This window comes from Flavobacterium sp. J27 (genome assembly GCF_004303025.1).
Classification (GTDB): domain Bacteria; phylum Bacteroidota; class Bacteroidia; order Flavobacteriales; family Flavobacteriaceae; genus Flavobacterium.
The window spans coordinates 63,886-83,847 of record NZ_PJQW01000015.1 but is presented as its reverse complement, the minus strand read 5'-3'; the positions used below and the strand labels follow the sequence as shown (position 1 = coordinate 83,847).

At 30.6% G+C, this 19,962-nt stretch carries 20 protein-coding genes and 3 tRNA genes; 16 read left to right on the top strand and 7 right to left on the bottom strand.

Annotated elements, in window-relative coordinates; translation table 11 throughout:
• A partial coding sequence (locus tag CX675_RS19910) for a T9SS type A sorting domain-containing protein (RefSeq protein ID WP_165396083.1) occupies positions 1 to 952 on the top strand: 952 nt, incomplete at its 5' end.
• Between the two features lie 122 nt (positions 953 to 1,074).
• The gene (locus CX675_RS17595) at positions 1,075 to 1,593 is read left to right on the top strand and encodes a hypothetical protein (RefSeq protein ID WP_130736561.1); all 519 of its coding nucleotides are present in this window, start codon (positions 1,075 to 1,077) and stop codon (positions 1,591 to 1,593) included.
• Between the two features lie 50 nt (positions 1,594 to 1,643).
• Here CX675_RS17595 and dnaB read toward each other — a convergent pair whose 3' ends face one another.
• The 5 genes from dnaB to tgt form a co-directional block, all read right to left on the bottom strand.
• Positions 1,644 to 3,191: a replicative DNA helicase gene (gene dnaB, locus CX675_RS17590; protein WP_130736560.1), complete on the bottom strand. Its 1,548-nt coding sequence runs from the start codon at positions 3,189 to 3,191 to the stop codon at positions 1,644 to 1,646.
• A gap of 152 nt (positions 3,192 to 3,343) precedes the next feature.
• Complete coding sequence (locus CX675_RS17585) at positions 3,344 to 4,297, bottom strand: acetyl-CoA carboxylase carboxyltransferase subunit alpha (protein WP_130736559.1); 954 nt, start codon at positions 4,295 to 4,297, stop codon at positions 3,344 to 3,346.
• 50 nt (positions 4,298 to 4,347) lie between these two features.
• Positions 4,348 to 5,259, bottom strand: a complete 912-nt coding sequence (locus tag CX675_RS17580) for a DMT family transporter (RefSeq protein WP_130736558.1) — start codon at positions 5,257 to 5,259, stop codon at positions 4,348 to 4,350.
• Entirely contained in the window at positions 5,246 to 6,325 is a 1,080-nt protein-coding gene (locus CX675_RS17575) for an LptF/LptG family permease (protein WP_130736557.1), read from the bottom strand. Before CX675_RS17575 ends, CX675_RS17580 begins: the two co-directional genes overlap by 14 nt.
• Positions 6,326 to 6,339: 14 nt before the next feature.
• A complete protein-coding gene (gene tgt, locus CX675_RS17570; RefSeq protein ID WP_130736556.1) occupies positions 6,340 to 7,470 on the bottom strand; it encodes a tRNA guanosine(34) transglycosylase Tgt in 1,131 nt (376 codons plus the stop codon).
• Between the two features lie 183 nt (positions 7,471 to 7,653).
• Here tgt and CX675_RS17565 point away from each other — a divergent pair, with 183 nt between their 5' ends.
• The 6 genes from CX675_RS17565 (at position 7,654) to CX675_RS17540 (ending at position 13,815) form a co-directional block, all read left to right on the top strand.
• Entirely contained in the window at positions 7,654 to 7,932 is a 279-nt protein-coding gene (locus CX675_RS17565) for a hypothetical protein (protein WP_130736555.1), read from the top strand.
• Positions 7,933 to 7,942: 10 nt separating this feature from the next.
• The gene (locus CX675_RS17560) at positions 7,943 to 9,328 is read left to right on the top strand and encodes an NAD-dependent succinate-semialdehyde dehydrogenase (RefSeq protein WP_370277855.1); all 1,386 of its coding nucleotides are present in this window, start codon (positions 7,943 to 7,945) and stop codon (positions 9,326 to 9,328) included.
• Between the two features lie 100 nt (positions 9,329 to 9,428).
• Positions 9,429 to 11,072: a glycosyltransferase family 39 protein gene (locus tag CX675_RS17555; RefSeq protein ID WP_130736554.1), complete on the top strand. Its 1,644-nt coding sequence runs from the start codon at positions 9,429 to 9,431 to the stop codon at positions 11,070 to 11,072.
• Positions 11,073 to 11,076: 4 nt separating this feature from the next.
• Positions 11,077 to 11,796, top strand: a complete 720-nt coding sequence (locus CX675_RS17550; protein ID WP_130736553.1) for a glycosyltransferase family 2 protein — start codon at positions 11,077 to 11,079, stop codon at positions 11,794 to 11,796.
• A gap of 144 nt (positions 11,797 to 11,940) precedes the next feature.
• Positions 11,941 to 12,789, top strand: a complete 849-nt coding sequence (locus CX675_RS17545) for a transketolase (protein WP_130736552.1) — start codon at positions 11,941 to 11,943, stop codon at positions 12,787 to 12,789.
• 72 nt (positions 12,790 to 12,861) lie between these two features.
• Entirely contained in the window at positions 12,862 to 13,815 is a 954-nt protein-coding gene (locus CX675_RS17540; protein WP_130736551.1) for a transketolase family protein, read from the top strand.
• Positions 13,816 to 13,890: 75 nt separating this feature from the next.
• On the opposite strand, the gene CX675_RS17535 is transcribed toward CX675_RS17540, so the two are convergent.
• Positions 13,891 to 14,844 (bottom strand): FKBP-type peptidyl-prolyl cis-trans isomerase, encoded by a 954-nt coding sequence (locus CX675_RS17535; RefSeq protein WP_130736550.1) that lies wholly within the window; start codon positions 14,842 to 14,844, stop codon positions 13,891 to 13,893.
• Positions 14,845 to 14,919: 75 nt separating this feature from the next.
• Here CX675_RS17535 and CX675_RS17530 point away from each other — a divergent pair, with 75 nt between their 5' ends.
• From CX675_RS17530 to CX675_RS17520, 3 genes are read left to right on the top strand one after another with little or no spacing between them, the layout of a single operon-like run.
• Positions 14,920 to 15,309, top strand: a complete 390-nt coding sequence (locus tag CX675_RS17530) for an RNA-binding S4 domain-containing protein (protein WP_130736549.1) — start codon at positions 14,920 to 14,922, stop codon at positions 15,307 to 15,309.
• On the top strand, positions 15,296 to 15,874 hold the full coding sequence (locus CX675_RS17525; RefSeq protein ID WP_130736548.1) for a methyltransferase domain-containing protein: 579 nt from the start codon (positions 15,296 to 15,298) through the stop codon (positions 15,872 to 15,874). Before CX675_RS17530 ends, CX675_RS17525 begins: the two co-directional genes overlap by 14 nt.
• An 8-nt stretch (positions 15,875 to 15,882) precedes the next feature.
• Entirely contained in the window at positions 15,883 to 16,377 is a 495-nt protein-coding gene (locus tag CX675_RS17520) for a phosphoribosyltransferase family protein (RefSeq protein WP_130736547.1), read from the top strand.
• Here the strand turns inward: CX675_RS17520 and CX675_RS17515 are convergent.
• On the bottom strand, positions 16,369 to 16,884 hold the full coding sequence (locus tag CX675_RS17515) for a shikimate kinase (RefSeq protein WP_165396082.1): 516 nt from the start codon (positions 16,882 to 16,884) through the stop codon (positions 16,369 to 16,371). The genes CX675_RS17520 and CX675_RS17515 overlap by 9 nt on opposite strands.
• A gap of 129 nt (positions 16,885 to 17,013) precedes the next feature.
• On the opposite strand from CX675_RS17515, the gene CX675_RS17510 reads away from it, so the two are divergent.
• The 5 genes from CX675_RS17510 to CX675_RS17490 all read left to right on the top strand — a co-directional run bounded on the left by CX675_RS17510 (position 17,014) and on the right by CX675_RS17490 (position 19,819).
• Positions 17,014 to 17,086 (top strand) — tRNA-Lys (locus CX675_RS17510).
• A 24-nt stretch (positions 17,087 to 17,110) separates the two neighbouring features.
• Positions 17,111 to 17,183, top strand: a tRNA-Lys gene (locus tag CX675_RS17505).
• Between the two features lie 41 nt (positions 17,184 to 17,224).
• Positions 17,225 to 17,306, top strand: a tRNA-Leu gene (locus CX675_RS17500).
• A gap of 586 nt (positions 17,307 to 17,892) precedes the next feature.
• Positions 17,893 to 19,194, top strand: coding sequence for a hypothetical protein (locus CX675_RS17495; RefSeq protein WP_130736545.1), 1,302 nt, complete (start codon positions 17,893 to 17,895; stop codon positions 19,192 to 19,194).
• Between the two features lie 58 nt (positions 19,195 to 19,252).
• The gene (locus CX675_RS17490; protein ID WP_165396081.1) at positions 19,253 to 19,819 is read left to right on the top strand and encodes a YdcF family protein; all 567 of its coding nucleotides are present in this window, start codon (positions 19,253 to 19,255) and stop codon (positions 19,817 to 19,819) included.
• Positions 19,820 to 19,962: the final 143 nt, after the last annotated feature.

The following is a 19,962-nucleotide window of genomic DNA, read 5'->3' as shown; positions in this document are numbered from 1 at the left end:
AGCTCTTACTGCTTCTTCGCAAACCGATGTATCATGTAACGGTGGTTCAAACGGTGCGGCAACTGTAAACGTGGCTACTGGTGGTGCAGGAGGATATACTTATAATTGGACTCCAGGTAACCCTACAGGTGATGGAACGCCTTCGGTAACTGGTTTATCAGCAGGAACTTGGACTTGTACAGTAACGGATGCTAACAGTTGTACGACTTCTGTAAACTTTACCATTACACAACCAACAGCTTTAGCTCTTACTGCTTCTTCGCAAACCGATGTATCATGTAACGGTGGTTCAAACGGTGCGGCAACTGTAAACGTGGCAACTGGTGGTGCAGGAGGATATACCTATAATTGGACTCCAGGTAACCCTACAGGCGATGGAACACCTTCAGTAACTGGTTTATCAGCTGGAACTTGGACTTGTACAGTAACGGATGCTAACAGTTGTACGACTTCCGTAAACTTTACCATTACACAACCAACTGCAATTGATAATACGATTTCTGAAAATACAACTGGTATTTTAACCGCTAATGCTACTGATGCAGGTATGACTTACCAATGGTATGAATGCCCAAATACATTATTAGTGGGTGAAACAAATCAAGATTTTACACCTTCTACTCTTGGAGATTATAAAGTATCAATATCTTTCAATGGTTGTACAGTAGAATCGACTTGTTATACAGTCACTACATTAGATACTGAAACATTTGAAAATGAAATTAAGTTTGTAATTTATCCAAACCCATCCAATGGACTAGTAACTATTAAAACGGATGTGAATGGAGAATTTGTAATAGTAAATCAATTAGGTCAAACAGTAAAAACATTCCATCTTAATTCAAATATTGAAAACAATATTAATGTTGAAAATTTAGCAGATGGCATTTACTTTATCAAAGGATTAACTAACCAACAGATTAAGGCACAAAGACTTATAATTAAAAAATAATTATTACTTTTAATTATTGGAAATACAAAAAGCGGTTGTTACGATATTTTGTAACGACCCTTTTTGCTTAAAATTTTTCACTAATATTACTACTGCATTACTAACCAACAATCCTTATAAAAATGGAAAGAAGAAATTTTGTAAAAAAAATGAGTGCCTTAGCAACAGGCTCACTCCTGTTATCTGGATCTAATTTATATTCATTTGAGACAGAAAATGAAATAAAAAATAATTCCATTGATCTTTCACCTTTAACATTTACTGATAGAGAAATGATATTAAAAGGGAATTTTATAGATGCTGCCACTTTAGAACCAATTTCATCTGTGATAATGAAAGTCAAACCTTTAAAAAATAGATTGGCTTACAAGCAAACAATTGAATCAAAAGATGGTTCTTATGAAATTAAAACAGGCTTTTCAATTGCCAATAAAAAAGTTACAGAAAGAGTTGCTATTGAAATTATCGCAACAGGTTATAAACCACTTGTAAGCGAACTTTACTTGTCTCGATTTGGATGTAATGTTCATTGTTCCATTTGGAAATACAATCCGAACTTAAAAATTGATGATAGTCCGAAGAATTATTTGAAAGAAAATCATACACTCTCAATATTTGATTTTCATTTAGTAAAAGCATAAATAAAAAAAGAGATTTCAAATTTGAAAATCTCTTTTTTTATTTATTCATGTTAAAAAGGCACGTCTGAATCATCATCGTCAGAATTAAAACTACTACCAAAGGCATCATTTGGAGATGGTAGATTTGGTGTAGCAAATGGATTTTGGTCATCTAAATTCATTTTTGAAGGTAGTTCATCAAAAGGAGAACTAAAATCATCTAGGTTATCAAATTTACCTAAACTTCCCACAAATTTTAATCGAATATTATCTAATCCACCATTTCTGTGCTTAGCTACAATAAATTCTGCCTGACCCTGAGTAGGGCTTCTCTCTTCATCATCCCATTCATCAATTTTATAATATTCTGGCCTATAAATAAACGATACAATATCAGCATCCTGTTCAATCGCTCCAGACTCCCTTAAATCTGAAAGTAATGGTCTTTTACTAGATCCTCTCGTTTCAACAGCACGAGATAACTGAGATAATGCAATTACTGGAACATTTAATTCTTTAGCTAATGCTTTTAAATTTCGAGAAATTGTAGAAATTTCTTGCTCCCGATTTCCGCCACCTTTTCCATTTCCCCCAGCAGTCATTAACTGAAGATAATCAATTACAATCATTTTAATACCATACTGAGATGCTAATCGCCTGGCTTTTGCACGCAAATCAAAAATTGACAAGGAAGGAGTATCATCAATATATAATGGTGCTTTTTCTAAGTCTTTAACTTTGATTGATAATTGCTCCCATTCATGTTTTTCTAATTTCCCTGTACGTAACTTTTCAGAAGACAAACCTGTTTCAGATGAAATTAAACGTGTAATTAACTGAACAGAAGACATCTCTAAAGAAAAAAAGGCAACTGGTGCTTGATAATCTATCGCCATATTTCTAGCCATCGATAGCGTAAAAGCTGTTTTTCCCATACCAGGACGTGCAGCAACAATAATTAAATCGGAAGGTTGCCAACCAGAGGTTAACTTATCTAAATCATGAAATCCAGTAGGTATTCCACTAAGTCCTTCTTTACCTGCAATTTCTTCAATTCGCTTTTTTGCTTGAATTACTAAACTTTGAGCCGTCTCAGAACTTCTTTTAATATTTCCTTGGGTTACTTCATACAGTTTTGATTCAGCTTTATCTAACAAATCAAATACATCGGTAGTTTCATCATAAGATTCTTCAATAATTTCACTAGATATTTTTATTAAGCTTCTTTGAATAAATTTTTGTAGAATAATTCTAGAATGAAATTCGATATGTGCTGAAGAGGATATCTTTTGAGTGAGTTGAATTAAATAAAAATCGCCTCCAGCTAAATCTAACTTACCATTTTTTTTCAATTGAGATGAAACAGTAAGCAAATCAATAGGTTGTGTATCATTAAATAATTGTACAATAGCTTCAAAAATATGTTTATGTGATTCCTTATAAAAAGCATCTGGTTGTAAAATATCAATTACTTCATCAACACCTTTCTTATCAATCATCATCGCACCAATAACTGCTTCTTCAAGGTCAACAGCTTGAGGTGGTAGTTTTCCTTTCTCTAAATTAATTATAGTCGTTTTATCTACCTTCAACGGACTACTACTTCTGATATTTTCCATAACGCGAAGTTAACCAAAAATTAACTATTTCTAATTCTAATTATTAATAACAGCTTGTTAAGAAACTGTTCATAAAGTTGTTATAATTGTTTATAACGCAAAAAAAATCCGAAACAAATATGCTTCGGACTTAAAATCGAAGGCAAAATGAATTATTCTTTGAATTCTCCCATTTTACTATATTTATCCATACGTTGCATTATCAAATCTTCTGTTGATAACTCTTTTAATTCGTTATGTGCTTTCAAAATATACTTTTCAACTGTCTTAAAAGTAGTTTCTCTATCATGATGAGCACCTCCAAGAGGTTCTGGTATAATATCGTCTATTAACTTTTGCTTTTTCATGTCGGTTGCTGTTAATTTCAAAGCTTCTGCTGCTTGTTCTTTATACTCCCAACTTCTCCATAAAATAGACGAACAAGATTCTGGAGAAATAACAGAATACCATGTGTTTTCTAACATAAATACTCTATCTCCTACTCCTATTCCTAAGGCTCCTCCTGAAGCTCCTTCTCCTACAATAACTGTAATAATAGGCACTTTAAGACGAATCATTTCAAGAATATTTCTCGCAATTGCCTCTCCTTGTCCTCTTTCTTCAGCTTCTAAACCTGGATATGCTCCTGGTGTGTCTACCAAAGTAATCACAGGAATACCAAATTTTTCAGCCATCTTCATTAAACGTAATGCTTTTCTGTAGCCTTCTGGATTAGCCATACCAAAATTTCGGTATTGACGTGTTTTGGTGTTATAGCCTTTTTGTTGACCAACAATCATAAATGATTGTCCTCCAATTTTACCTAAACCACCAACCATTGCTTTATCGTCTTTAAAAGCACGGTCTCCAAAAAGTTCTAAGAACGTATCTCCACATAACGCCTTGATATGATCCATGGTATAAGGGCGATTTGGGTGTCTTGACATTTGAACACGTTGCCAAGCTGTCAAATTTTTATATATGTTCTTCTTTGTTTCTTCTAATTTTTTTTCAATCTGCTTGCAAGTTTGCGTAACGTCTACATCAGATTCTTGACCTATGATAACACATTTATCTAACTGGTCTTCAAGTTCTTTGATAGGTAATTCAAAATCTAAATATTCCATTGGACTAAATTTTGGGTTTCGTTTGTCTTTACAAAGATAAAATTTTCAAATTAATTAATATTGTATTGACGTTGATTTAGTTTTCTTTTTTTATAATTTTTCACAATTCCGTTTGCAATTACTGTAGTTAATATTATCGCTGCTCCTACATAAAACATAGAATTCATATGTTCCGAATCATCAAAAATTAATAATGCGAGAATAATTCCGTAAATAGGCTCTAGATTTATCGTTAACATAACCGTAAACGGGCTTAATATTTTCATAACTTTTACAGATGCCGAAAAAGCATAAGCAGTACATATTGACGAAAGTACTAATAACCATATCAAATCTTTAATAGATAGTGAAAAAAATACAGTGTCAAATTGCTGATTAAAAAACAATACAGTACTTAAGAATAATACTCCTACACCTAATTCATAGAAAGAGATAATATTTGCATCATACTCTTTGGCATATTTTCCATTTATAACTGAAAAAAGTGCCGATAAAAACGCAGAAGTAATCGCTAAATAAATACCTACTTTATATTGTGTCTCTACTTTAAAAATAATACTCAGTCCTATTACGGTTATAATACCAAACAATACTTCATAACCTACTATTTTTCTTTTGTATAAAATAGGCTCTATTAAAGATGCAAAAAAAGCTCCAGTAGATAAACAAGCTAACGTAATTGAAATGTTAGAAACTTTTATAGCTTCATAGAAAGTAAACCAGTGTGCAGCAATAATAATTCCAGAAATTGCAAATCCTATAAATGTCTTTAACGGAATTTTTAAAGACTGCTTTTTGAAACAGATAAAACCAATGATAAATACAGTTGCAAAAAGCATTCTATACCAAACTAAATCTAGCGCTTTAAGAGAAATAAGTTTACCTAAAATGGCTGTAAATCCCCAAATAAAAATAATTAAATGAAGATGTAAATAATTCTTTAAATAATTACCGTTTTGCATTACGAAGTAAATAAAATGCTAATGTACCAAAAACTATATTAGGAATCCATACTGCTAACAAAGGGGAAAAATCTGAATTTTCTGCAATGGTACCAAATACTTTATCAAAAAAGATAAAAGTGAAAGCAATAACAATACCTATTGCCAAATTGACTCCCATTCCTCCTCTTCTCTTCATAGAAGAAACAGCTACAGCTATTATCGTTAAAATAAATGCAGAAACTGGTAAACTATATTTTTTATACAACACTACCAGATAAGCATTAATTCTTGTATTTCCCTTTTTTTTCTCCTTATTTATAAAGGTATATAATTCTCCAATAGTCATCGTTTCGGCTATATAAAAAACAGGGGTTAATTCATCAGGTTCAAAGTTATACTTAACAAATTCTTTATCTTTCGATTCTAAAATGTCGTTATTTTTACCTACTGAACGTTTTATATAATTAAACAAAGTATATTTCTTTGTTTTCTCATCGTACTTAATCCTATTTGCATTTACTTTTTCAATTAATTGATTTGATTTGAATTTTTCATACGTAAAATTAAATCCTGTTTTAGATAAAAAATTATAATTACTAATATAAATATATTCTCCATCTCCTATTTGTCTGAAAATATCAGACGTTTCCATGGTTTTATTACTACTTCCTCTTAAATAGGTATTTCTAAAATCTAAGAACCCTTTACTAGCTTTGGGTACCAAAAAAAATCCCATTAATAACGCAAAAATACAAACGATAGTAGCTCCTAATAGAAAAGGTCTTAAAAACCGTTTAAAAGAAATTCCAGAACTTAAAATAGCAATAATTTCAGTATTATTAGCTAACTTAGAGGTAAACCAAATTACGGATAAAAATAAAAATATAGGAAAAAGCAAATTGGCAAAATAAATGATAAAATCACCATAATAGATAACAATTTCATTAAAAGGTGCTTTCCTTTCAATCATTCTATTTACCTTCTCAGATACATCTATTACAATTCCAATGGGAATAAATAATAGTAACATAACCGAAAAAGTAACCAAATAACGCTTTAAAATATATTTATCTATTAATTTCATTGCTGAACTAAGATTTATAATCGTTGACTCATTTGAATAACCATCTTATCTTTCCATTCTCTAAAAGTACCTGCCAAGATTTGTCTTCTAGCTTCTCTTACTAACCACATATAGAATCCTAAATTGTGAATAGTTGCTATCTGCTTACCTAAAAATTCGTTGGCTGCAAATAAATGTCTCAAATAAGCTTTTGAATATTCCAAATCTACCCATGTATGTCCCATAGAATCAATGGGTGAAAAATCGGCTTCCCATTTTTTATTTTTAATATTGATACTACCATTAGCAGTAAACAACATTCCGTTTCTAGCATTTCGGGTTGGCATCACACAATCAAACATATCTATTCCAAGTGCTATGTTTTCTAAAATATTAATTGGTGTTCCCACTCCCATTAAATATCTAGGTTTGTCTTCTGGTAAAATAGCAGTTACTACTTCTGTCATAGCATACATTTCTTCAGCAGGCTCACCTACAGACAATCCTCCAATAGCATTTCCTTGTGCACCAGCATTAGCAATATACTCTGCCGATTGTTCTCGTAAATCTTTATACGTACTTCCCTGAACAATAGGAAAAAAGGTTTGTTCATAACCATATTTATAAGGTAATCTATCTAAATGTGCAATACATCTATCTAACCACCTATGTGTCATATGCATGGAACGTTTGGCATAACGATAATCACAAGGATAAGGAGTACATTCATCAAATGCCATGATAATGTCTGCTCCAATAGTACGTTGGATTTCCATTACATTTTCTGGAGAAAAAAAATGGTATGAACCATCGATATGTGATTTAAACTTCACACCTTCTTCTTTTATTTTTCTGTTCGAAGAAAGTGAATACACTTGGTAACCACCAGAATCGGTAAGAATATTTCTATCCCAATTCATGAATTTATGTAAACCACCCGCTTTTTCTAAAATATCTGTTTGCGGTCTTAAATATAAGTGATAGGTATTCCCTAAAATAATATCTGGATTGATATCGTTTTTCAATTCTCTTTGATGTACTCCTTTCACAGAAGCTACAGTTCCAACAGGCATGAAGATCGGTGTTTCAATGGTACCATGGTCTGTTGTTATTTTTCCAGCTCTTGCTTTACTCTTTGGATCTTTCGTTACTAATTCAAACTTCATATAAAATTTTTACAGGGCAAATATAATTGTTTTCAGAATGATGATTCATAAATTATTATTTTATTTAACAGATAAATAGGTAAAAGACCTAATAATTATAGAACAATTAATTTAAAATATGTAACTTATAAAAAAATAAATAAATGGAACTTTGTATATAAATTATTTCTAAATTGTACTATCATGAAAAATATAAAAAACCCTAAAGAAGCTGAAATTAAGTCTAATCTAAAAGAGATAAACTATCCCGCATCGGAAGATATTTACACCCAAAATAAAAAGGAAACAGACATTGATCCTGAAGACATTTCTAGAACTAAAAAAACTCCGAAAACAATTGAAAACACTACAATAACAGGTTCCGACTTAGATGTACCTGGAGCTACATTAGATGATCAACAAGAAGCCATTGGTAACGAAGATGAAGAAAACAATTATTACAGTCAAGCAGATACAAAATAAAACCAACTATATGATGTCTATAAAATCTATAAATCCATTTACATTGGAAGTTTTAAAATCGTATGACGAAATGACCAATGAACAAATAGATCATGCCATTGAGAAAGCCCATCAAACTTTTTATTCTTGGAGAAAAACAACTCTTACTGAAAGAGCTTTAATTTTAAGTCGAGTAGCCGAAATTTTGCGTTCCCGAAAAAATGAATTAGCCAAGTTGATTACCTTAGAAATGGGAAAACTAATTAAACAAGCGGAAAGCGAAATAGAGTATGCGGCTTCTATTTTTGAGTATTATTCAAAAAATGGAGTTGATTTTCTTAAAGATGAACCTGTAGAAGTTACCGTAGGAGAAGCGTTCATAAGAAAAAACCCACTAGGTGTTTTACTTGGTGTAGAACCTTGGAATTTTCCATTTTATCAAGTAGCTCGCTTTGCTGCACCAAACCTTATGATTGGTAATACTATTTTATTAAAACATGCTTCAAATGTACCTCAATGTGCTAAAGCCATAGAAACTATTTTTAAAGAAGCAAAAGCTCCTGAAGGTTTGTATACTAATCTATTTGTAAGAGGTTCAAAAGTAACAAAACTTATTGCAGACAAACGCATTCAAGGAGCATCCTTAACAGGTAGCGAAAAAGCAGGCTCAGAATTAGCAATGATGGCTGGAAAATTTATTAAAAAATCTGTACTAGAGCTTGGCGGTAGCGACCCCTTCATTGTTTTAGAAGATGCCGATATTGAAAGAACAGTTGCTTTGGCAATTATAGGCAGAACTGTAAACAACGGGCAAAGTTGTATTGCAGCCAAACGGTTTATTGTGGTAGAAAAAATCGCCGCTGAATTTTTATCAAAATTTAAAGCTAAAATGAAAACACTACAATTAGGTGATCCATTAAACACAACTACTGAGCTCGGTCCTCTTTCCAGTGAAGATGCTTTAGAAACCATTTTGGAACAAATTAACAAAGCAGTTTCCGAAGGAGCTAAAATAGAAACTGGTGGCAAAAAGGCGGCTTTAAAAGGAGCATTTATAGAACCTACCATTATTAGCAACATAACCCCTAAAATGCAGATTTACAAAGAAGAACTTTTTGGACCTGTTGCTAGTTTTTATATTGTTAAAAATGAAGAAGAAGCGATTACTTTGGCAAACGATACCGATTTTGGCTTGGGTGGTTCTATTTTTACCAAAGATTTAGAGAAAGCTAAAATCATGGCAAATGAAATTAATTCTGGTATGGTTTTTATCAATCATCCAACTAAATCATCTGTTGAACTTCCATTTGGTGGTACAAAAAGATCTGGTTATGGTAGAGAAATGTCCCCATTAGGCATAGACGAATTTGTCAATAAAAAATTAATTCGTGTGTTATCTGAAGATCAAAAACTATAAAAATAGAATAAATAATACATCCCTTTTAGAGTAAATATTTACAAAACATAAAATACAATTCTTTTTTATTTGTTTCTTTGTAAGATAACAATTGTATTTTATGTTTTCTTTTTTGAATCAGTTTACCAAATTTGAAAAATGCATCCTTCTAGTCATAGTAGCGATTTATAGTCACAATTTATTTTTGGATGTTATGGCTGTAGATGCTGCTCAATATGCTAGTATTTCAGCAGAAATGTCAAAAACTAATTCTTACCTAGAAGTAAAAGAATTTGGAACCGATTATTTAGACAAACCACCTTTACTTTTTTGGCTATCTAGCATGAGTATTTCATTATTTGGAGTTACAAATATTGCTTACAAATTACCATCGTTTCTTTTTTTACTATTTTCATTATATGCATTGTATCGTTTTTGTGTCCTTTATTATGACACTAAAGTAGCTAAAAATGCTGTTTTAATTCTAGGCACTACTCAATCGTATTTCTTAATGACAAACGATGTAAGAACAGATGCACTATTAACCTCAAGTGTTATTATTAGTTGTTGGTTTTTTGCAGAATACTTCACCTATAGAAAATTTAAAAACTTACTTTTCGCTTCGATTTTTATTGGCTTAGCCATGTTAGCCAAAGGTCCTATAGGTATTGTTACCATTTTATTTCCTATTGGAATACATCTCATTTATAAGAAACAATGGAAACAAATCCTTTCATTTCAATGGCTTTTCGTAGGACTAATTGTCGCTTTAGTATTATTCCCGATGTCGTATGGATTATACCATCAATTTGACCTTCAACCAGAAAAAATAACCCATGGAATTAAAGGACAAAAAGGATTGTATTTTTATTATTGGCTACAAAGTTTTGGAAGAATAACTGGTGAAAGCGTTTGGAACAACAACACGCCATGGCATTTTTTTATTGGAACTAGCCTTTGGGATTTTTTTCCTTGGTTTTTTATGCTTCTTTTTGCGTTATATTATAAAACTAAAAGTCTATTTTTTAATAAAGAAGAAAGTACAGAAATAATTAGCTTCATTGGGTTTACTTGTTTGTTTTTCTTTTTATCACTATCTAAATACAAATTACCACATTATGTTTTTGTAACATTTCCTTTTGCAGCTATTTTGGTAGCCGATTATTGGTCTAAAATTTCTTTAAAAAATATCGGAAAGTGGATTATAGTAAATACAAGCTTAGGTTATGTAGTTTTATTACTTCTTATTATATATCCTATTTTATTTTTTAAAGAAAATTATGTCATAGTAATCTTTCTTGTACTATTACAAGTAACACTACTTTTCTTCTTTAAAAATAAGTTTGAAAACCTAATTATAAAATGCATTAGTCCAATCATCGTTTTAAACCTTTTTATGTCTTTCATTTTTTATCCAAAATTAGTCACTTTTCAATCGGATGCCATGGCTGCCAAATGGTTAAAAGAAAATCACCCATTAGAAAAAGTTGCTATTTACAATAAACCTTCTCATTTATTTAATTTTTATTTACAAAATCCTTTTACTAATGTGGTTACAAAAGAAGATTTACATAAGAATAACAAAAAAACATGGTTATACATTCATGAAGAAGATTTAAAGGATATTGAAAAGTTGAATTTAAAAATTATATCAAAAAAAGCATTTAAACAATATCGAATTACGATATTAAAACTCAACTTCTTATTAGAGAGCAAAAGAAAAGAGGTACTAAATTACAGATATTTAATCCAAATAGACAAATAATACAATGGAAAAACTATCCATTATAATACCTGCTTATAATGAAGAGCAAACAATTCATCTTATTTTAGATAAGATAAAAGATGTTGTTTTAATTAACAATATTGAGAAAGAAATTATAATTATAAACGACTGTTCATCAGATAATACCGATCAAGCCATTCAATCTTACAAAGATCAAAATTTAGACCTTACTATTCATCATTATACACATAAAACAAATCAAGGTAAGGGATCGGCTTTGCATACAGGTATTAAACATGCTACAGGAAATTACATAATTATACAAGATGCCGATTTAGAATATGACCCTAAAGAATATAATATCTTGCTAAAACCCATTGTAGATGGCTTTGCAGATGTAGTTTACGGTTCTCGATTTGTAGGAGGTAAGCCTCATCGTATTTTATTTTTTTGGCATACCATTGGCAATAAATTTTTAACCTTTGTTTCCAATATGTTTACCAATTTGAATTTAACAGACATGGAAACCTGCTATAAAATATTTAGAACCCAAATTATAAAAGACATCTCTTTAAAAGAAAAAAGATTTGGTTTTGAACCTGAAATAACTGCCAAAATAGCCCGAATTCCAAAAATAAGAATTTATGAAGTAGGAATTTCTTATTATGGTAGAACCTATCAAGAAGGCAAAAAAATTTCATGGAAAGATGGATTTAGAGCATTATTTTGTATTCTAAAATATGCCGTATTAAGAATAAAATAATTCGCTAAAAAAAACTATCTCTCTATTTTACAACAATATAAGTAGTTTTCTATTGTAAATAACTTTTCAAAAGTCCTCACTATTCTCTTGAAATTAATAATAATAATCTACTTATATTTGTGCTTTTAAATTTTAACATTAAAAATGAAACCAAACACACAACAACTACAAGAATTAACAGTTCAAGTAAGAAGAGACATTTTAAGAATGGTACATGCTGTAAATTCTGGGCATCCAGGAGGATCCTTAGGCTGTACAGAATTTTTTGTAACGCTTTATCAACACCTTATGAATCGTAAAGAAGGTTTTGATATGAATGGTACGAACGAAGATGTTTTTTTCCTTTCTAACGGACATATTTCACCGGTTTTTTATAGTGTTTTAGCTAGAAGTGGTTATTTCCCTGTTAGTGAATTAGCTACCTTTAGATTATTAAACTCAAGATTACAAGGCCACCCAACCACTCATGAAGGATTGCCAGGAATTAGAATGGCATCAGGATCTCTAGGACAAGGACTAAGTGTGGCATTAGGCGCTGCACAAGCAAAAAAACTAAACAAAGATTTAAATTTAGTTTATACTCTTTTAGGAGATGGCGAATTACAAGAAGGTCAAAATTGGGAAGCAATTATGTATGCATCTGCCAAGAATGTTGACAATTTAATAGCTACAGTAGATCTTAACGGAAAACAAATAGACGGAACAACTGATGAAGTTTTAAACATGGGGAGTTTAAAAGCAAAATTTGAAGCTTTCGGATGGGATGTACTTGAAATTAAAGAAGGAAATAACATCGATGCTATTATAGCAGGTATGACTAATGCAAAATCAAAAACAGGCAAAGGAAAACCTGTATGTGTTTTACTACATACTGAAATGGGTAACGGAGTTGATTTTATGATGCACACTCACGCTTGGCACGGTAAAGCTCCTAATGATGAACAATTAGCAAATGCTTTAGCTCAAAACCCAGCAACTTTAGGTGATTATTAATACCAGTAAGCATTATAGCGTAAGCAATTGTAACATACAACATAAAGCATACAACATACAGTAAAATTAAAAATGAAAAAATATACAAATACAGGAAATAAAGATACTCGTTCAGGTTTTGGTGCAGGACTAACCGAATTAGGACAAAAAAATGAAAACGTAGTTGCACTTTGTGCAGATTTAATCGGTTCTCTAAAAATGGACGATTTTAAAAAAAATCATCCAGAACGTTTCTTTCAAGTAGGAATCGCTGAAGCAAATATGATGGGAATTGCAGCAGGTTTAACCATAGGAGGAAAAATTCCTTTTACAGGTACATTTGCCAATTTTTCTACAGGAAGGGTGTATGACCAAATTCGTCAATCGATTGCCTATTCTGATAAAAATGTAAAAATTTGTGCTTCTCATGCGGGTTTAACTTTAGGTGAAGATGGAGCAACACATCAAATCTTAGAAGATATCGGTTTAATGAAAATGCTTCCTGGTATGGTGGTAATTAATCCTTGTGATTACAATCAAACGAAAGCAGCTACTATTGCTATTGCTGATCATCATGGACCAGTATACTTACGTTTTGGAAGACCAAGTGTGGCCAACTTTACACCAGAAAACGAATCTTTTGTAATTGGTAAAGCCATATTATTAAACGAAGGTTCTGATGTAACGATTGTAGCAACAGGACATTTGGTTTGGGAAGCTTTACTTGCTGCTGAAAAACTAGAAGAAAAAGGTATTTCAGCTGAAGTAATTAACATTCACACCATAAAACCATTGGATGAAGAAGCCATCTTAAAATCGGTTGCTAAAACGGGTTGTATTGTAACAGCGGAAGAACACAATATATTAGGCGGATTAGGAGAAAGTGTTTCTAGAACATTAGTTTCAAACCACCCTGCACCTCAAGAATTTGTAGCTGTAAACGACAGTTTTGGAGAAAGTGGAACACCTGCACAACTAATGGAAAAATACGGCTTAAATGCAGAAGCAATAATTAATGCTGCAGAAAAAGCAATAAAAAGAAAATAAAACATTTTTATATTCTTCATAAAAAAAAGGCTCAATTTAAAATTGAGCCTTTTAATTTATATGAATTATTTTTTATTATTGACAAGAATTATCTAAGTGCTTCTTAACAGAACCTCCTGAACAAAAAGGAATATTCCCAAACGAATAATAGGTTATATGTCCATTTCCATCATTGGTCTCAATAATTTCTACTTTAGTAATAATTCCATCATTATCATCATCTGCATCTAAAAAGTTAGGAATATTATCCCCATCAGAATCATCATTATAAAAGTCGTTATCACCATTTAAATCTTCATAATTACTTTTTACTCTATCTCTATCTTGATCATTCTCTTTTCTTTGAAATAATTTTATTTGAAAAGCAATTGGATTATAAGCTTCACCACCAATTGATGTGTTAAAATATGCCAATCCTGAAGGAATAAAAACAATAATATTTCCATAATTATTATGTGTAATAGTTCCATTTCCATTAAGACTTGAAGATTCTTCCGTTTTTATCTGGTATAAAATTTGTCTAAATCCAGAAATTGAAACTGGATCAAATTGCCCTGTTTGTGGATATGTAAACCAAATTCCTTGATTGTTTTGATCAAAAATTTCGTTATTTTTTAAATCCCATCCTTTATATGCTGTAAAAACAGAATCTACTTGTGTAGGTCTTACACCACCACCTTCATTTAAAACAATATAATACATCTTATACTCTACAACATCAGCAGAACCTCCATTGACATAATTAGTTTTTCTAACATCGTTTTTTACAGTTACAGACTGTAAAGGATATGTAGTATCGTCCCAAAGTGATGTTTGTCCATTATCAATCTCTTTAATAGTAGCATTTAAATCACCATCAACTTCAAGATAGTATGAGTTTAAATAATCCTCTATTTCTAAAATATCTTCATCATATACTACTTGACGATCTCTTAAAGTAATACTGGTGGATGTAGAATCGTCTTTTTTACAAGAAACCGACGCAATGCACATTAATACAATAAAACTAATCTTTAAAATATTCTTCATTTTCATAAAATTTGAGTCGCAAGATACAATTTTCCTGTATTTTTGTATAAAAATTAACATTGATTTTTGATTAAAATGAGAGTAGATAAGTTTTTATGGTGCACTAGGTATTTCAAAACACGTAATATGGCTGCAGAATCTATTAAAAAAGGACATGTTACTGTAAATGGACAGCTAGCTAAAGCTTCTAGAGAAGTGTATCCTACTGATAAAATTGTACTGAGAAAAGATCAAATTAATTATCAGTTTACAATTTTAGACATTCCTCAAAGTCGTGTAGGAGCAAAATTAGTTGATGTTTATAGAAAAGACACTACTCCAGAAGAAGCATTTGCTCATTTAGAAATGCTTAAATTAAGCAAAGAATATTATAGAGCAAAAGGAGAAGGAAGACCAACTAAAAAAGACAGAAGAGACATTGATGATTATACTAACGACATAGATTTTGACGATGATTTTGAATAAAAAATATTGGGAAGAGCGATATAAAAACCAAGATACTGGTTGGGATACTGGAAAAATAACCACTCCTTTAAAAGAATATATCGATCAAATAGAAAACAAGGAGATAAGAATTTTAATTCCTGGCGCTGGAAATGGCTATGAATTTGACTATCTGATTGCCAATGGTTTTAAAAATGTGTTTGTCATTGATATCTCTTCCCAACCTATACACAATCTTCATTCAAAACACAAAGCCATTTCAAATCAAATCATTCATGGTGATTTTTTTGAGCATTCAGATTCTTATGATTTAATTATTGAACAAACTTTCTTCTGCGCTTTGGAACCAAAATTAAGAACAAAATATGCTACAAAAATGCATGCTTTGTTAGCACCTAAAGGAAAAATTATCGGGCTATTATTTGATTTTCCTTTAACAACTGAAGGACCTCCTTTTGGCGGTAGTTTTGAAGAATACCACTCTTTATTTTCAAAATCATTTTACATAAAAAAATTAGAAAAAGCATATAATTCCATAAAACCACGTCTAGGAAGAGAACTCTTTTTTATCTTTGAAAAAAAATAACACACAACATGCAAAATATCATTTTAACTCATCAAGAGATAGAACATAAAATAAAAAGAATTAGTTACCAAATTTTTGAAACTTTTGTAGATGAAAAAGAAGTTATTATTGCTGGTATTACGAAAAGTGGATACATTTTAGCTCAAAAAATAGTCGCCGAATTGGAAAAAATCTCCGATTTAAAAGTTACTTTATGTGAAGTAAATATCAACAAACAAAAACCTCAGGAAAAAATAATTACTTCTATTACTCCTGAAACTTATCAAAATAAAGCACTAGTACTTGTTGACGATGTTTTAAATTCGGGAACTACTTTAATTTATGGTGTAAAACATTTTTTAGAAGTTCCATTAAGTAAATTCAAAACTGCAGTACTGGTAGACCGAAACCACAAAAAATACCCCGTAAAAGCAGATTTTAAAGGATTATCATTATCTACTTCTTTACAAGAACATATTCAGGTTGTTTTTGAAGAAAATAATAGTTATGCTTACTTAAGTTAATTCTTTTACAATTTCATTGTTTATCTCATCTATAGATTTTTCATCTATTGTAACTACATATTTAGACTTCAAGTAATAATAACTTCTATCAAAGAGGTGCTTTCTGATATAATCTTCCAATTCATTGGTAGTAAGAGTGGCAATAAGTGGCCTATTTTCTCTCTCTTGAAACAATCTCCCAGTTAAGGTAGTTACCGATCCTTTTAAATAAAAAGAGTGCACTGCTTCGTTTTGTAGCACTTCAAAATTTGTTCCATAACATGGTGTACCTCCACCTAGAGCCAAAACAAAATCATTAGTATTATTAACAAAACTTTTAAAAAGAATACTTTCAATTTTCCTAAAATAAATCTCTCCTTTACTCTTGAATATATTTTTTATAGTATCATTTTCACTTTCTTCGATAATTTTATCTAAATCATAAAAGGGAATTCCTACAATTTTAGACAATTGTTTTCCTATTGTAGATTTCCCTGAACCCATATAACCAACTAAAATTATTTTCATAATTTAATAATTCCTTTAAAATTAAGTAGTTAAAAAATAAATTTAAAAAAAAGACAAATTTATAAGAAAAAACCATTGGAAAATAAATTTAAGTTAATATATTTGCACCCGCATTCAAGGAAACAAAATGACTTGGTAGCTCAGTTGGTAGAGCACATCACTTTTAATGATGGGGTCCTGGGTTCGAGCCCCAGCCAGGTCACTAAATTATTCCGAAAATGCATTCGACTTGGTAGCTCAGTTGGTAGAGCACATCACTTTTAATGATGGGGTCCTGGGTTCGAGCCCCAGCCAGGTCACTAAAAAAGTTATCCCAATTAGGATAGCTTTTTTTGTTTTTGGCCATGTGGAGGAATTGGTAGACTCGCCATCTTGAGGGGGTGGTGTCGCAAGACGTGTCAGTTCGAATCTGATCATGGTCACTTATATTTTTATAACGCCTTTAAAATTAAAATTTTAGGCGTTTTTTTTATAAATTCCCTCAACATTTAGTCGATAATTATTGCCTTTTTTCTTTCTTACAAAATCATACACTTCAAATAGCTCTTCCACCCTATTCATAGAAATTATATTTCAATTCTTCCTGTGGAATAGATTACCTTCAGTGTTTGTCGAAAATAGACATAACTATTTCATAATCGCTTACGTCTTTTCGATTTTTATAGTAGCATCAACATTGAATTGTAAAGCAGAACCACCACACATTTTACCATCTTGGTTCTTTGGTAAAGTATAAAGAAAAAGGTACCCTTATAGCGTTTTCTAACACTTTAACGGTTGCCGTTTGTTTCGATCTTACTCCACTACTATTACTATCGATATCTTATGCACTATTGATTGTAGTTAAACACAAAATTTTAAATCAAAGTGTATTGCAAACCCAAAAGAAAAAGGTATATTTGAGAGAATATAACACGATAATAAACTTCTTTATACACAGCTACATTTGGGTAGATTGGCGCTAGTTTTAGAGGGTATAGACTAATTAGCAGAAAGCTTGAAAAAAAAATGAAATCAGCCAAAAAATTATACCCTAAATTAAAAAGAAGCATAGCTTCTTATGATCATTCAAACTTTTTTATTTTTTTAGAAGATATTTCACAAAAAGATTTAATTACAATAAGGGAAAATCCTCTAGCAGCAAATAATGTTGAAAATATTAAAACACTTTTTCATGAGATAAAACATTATGCTGACCATATCGGAACTTTGTGGGGACAAAAGAAAATATTAAATTATTTAAAAGCTCTAAACGTCAGAGTTAATGGAGATATCATGAATTTTCATGAAATTGTTAAATATAAAAATGAAGAAAGCCAATTATTTTATTCAAATTACTATTCTGAAGAATACAATTATTTTCCTGTAACTAATCTAGCTAACAGATGGAGATGGACAACAACAACTGGTTTAAGATTTAATGAATTTGGTTTACCAAATGAAAGTAAACCAATCCCATTTGTTCATTTCAGGAGTCATGATGAAAAGCCGTTGATTCGTGTACCCATATCGATTGCTTCGCTATTAGAAACAAATTCAACAGCAGAAGAAATATATTGGCATAGAATATATTTATCAAGCATAAGTGAAACGGAAAGACCATTTCATGCAAAATTTTTTGAAAATGATGTACTATTAAAATTAATTTATAATCAAGAATTGGTCGTTTATAATGTTGCTGTCCACATAACTGCTAATTTACTTGAAATAACAGATATAATTGAAGCTTTTGAAATTTCATCTAGGGTTGCTTCTTTAGTTCTAAATTTACCAAATGAATACGTAATTCAAATCCCATTTCAGGAAACTAAATTTTCAACAACAACTGAAAGGGCAAAATTCATGCTCGAAAACAACGAATATGGATTTGTATTTTATTTATTATTAGAAAACTACTCGAAAAAATATAAAGAAACTAAAAAATACAATCTAGAAGATTTATTAAGTACATCAAAATTACCAGGTTCAGAAACTATACATGCCAAAGTATTAAACGAAATGAATCTAATTTATAATGAGGCTATTAAACATAAAAATCTAAAAGAAATATTTTTTTCTAAATTAGAATTTGGCACGAAAGTTTTTAATGAATTAGGTATTGATTCAAGTCAAAAAAAATTAGCAGAAGTTATTCATGAAAAATTACCTACTCTAATTTGTAATGATACTGAAATTAATTTTAAATCATTTTCGGATCAGGAATTATTCTCGTTAAAACCATATGCAAACTTAAGTACATCAGATTGGTATAATCTTTCGGATGCACTTTACAAAAAATTAAGTGAACACTATGTTGTTAGAGGAGTATAAACCACGGGAAGTTCCATTTCATTGTATGAAAAAAAATCGATTTATAAAATTTAGAAGAATGACATTGTTCGTATTTATCATAATATTGAGCTACTTCATTTTTAATGGATTCGTAATCTATAATTATTCATTTAACTATTCTGAGAAAAAAAGCGATGTTGCTATAGTCTTAGGAGCAGGAACTAACAGTGGTAAACTATCCCCTATTTTTAAAGAACGAATCAATCAAAGTCTTTATTTATACAATAAAAAAATAACAAAAAAAATTATCTTAACGGGTGGCTTCGGTATAAATCAACTAAAAGCTGATAGTGAAATTGCTAAAGAATACTTATTAATTCATGGCATACCAAATAGCGCGATCATAATTGAAAAAAAATCAAAATATACAATTGAAAACATAATTGAATCTAAGCATATTATGGATTCATTAGGATTAAATTCAGCATTAATAGTATCAGACCCACTACACATGAAGAGATCTATGAAAATAGCCGAGAAATTGAATATTAATTGCCAACCCTCTCCAACAAAAACTACAATGTATAAATCATTCTTTCCAAAACTATTTTCTTTAACTTATGAAACATTTTATTATACACTTGGCAAATTGACAGGACAATAAAATAACAACGAAAAACACAACAACAATTTCAAGAAATGGTTTAATCATTTGAGCTTTAGGAAAACCAGATTTACTCGAACGAAATAAATGGAAAAATTAATAACTGAATAAAAAAAACTAAAAATAGTAATTTTAAATTGGCT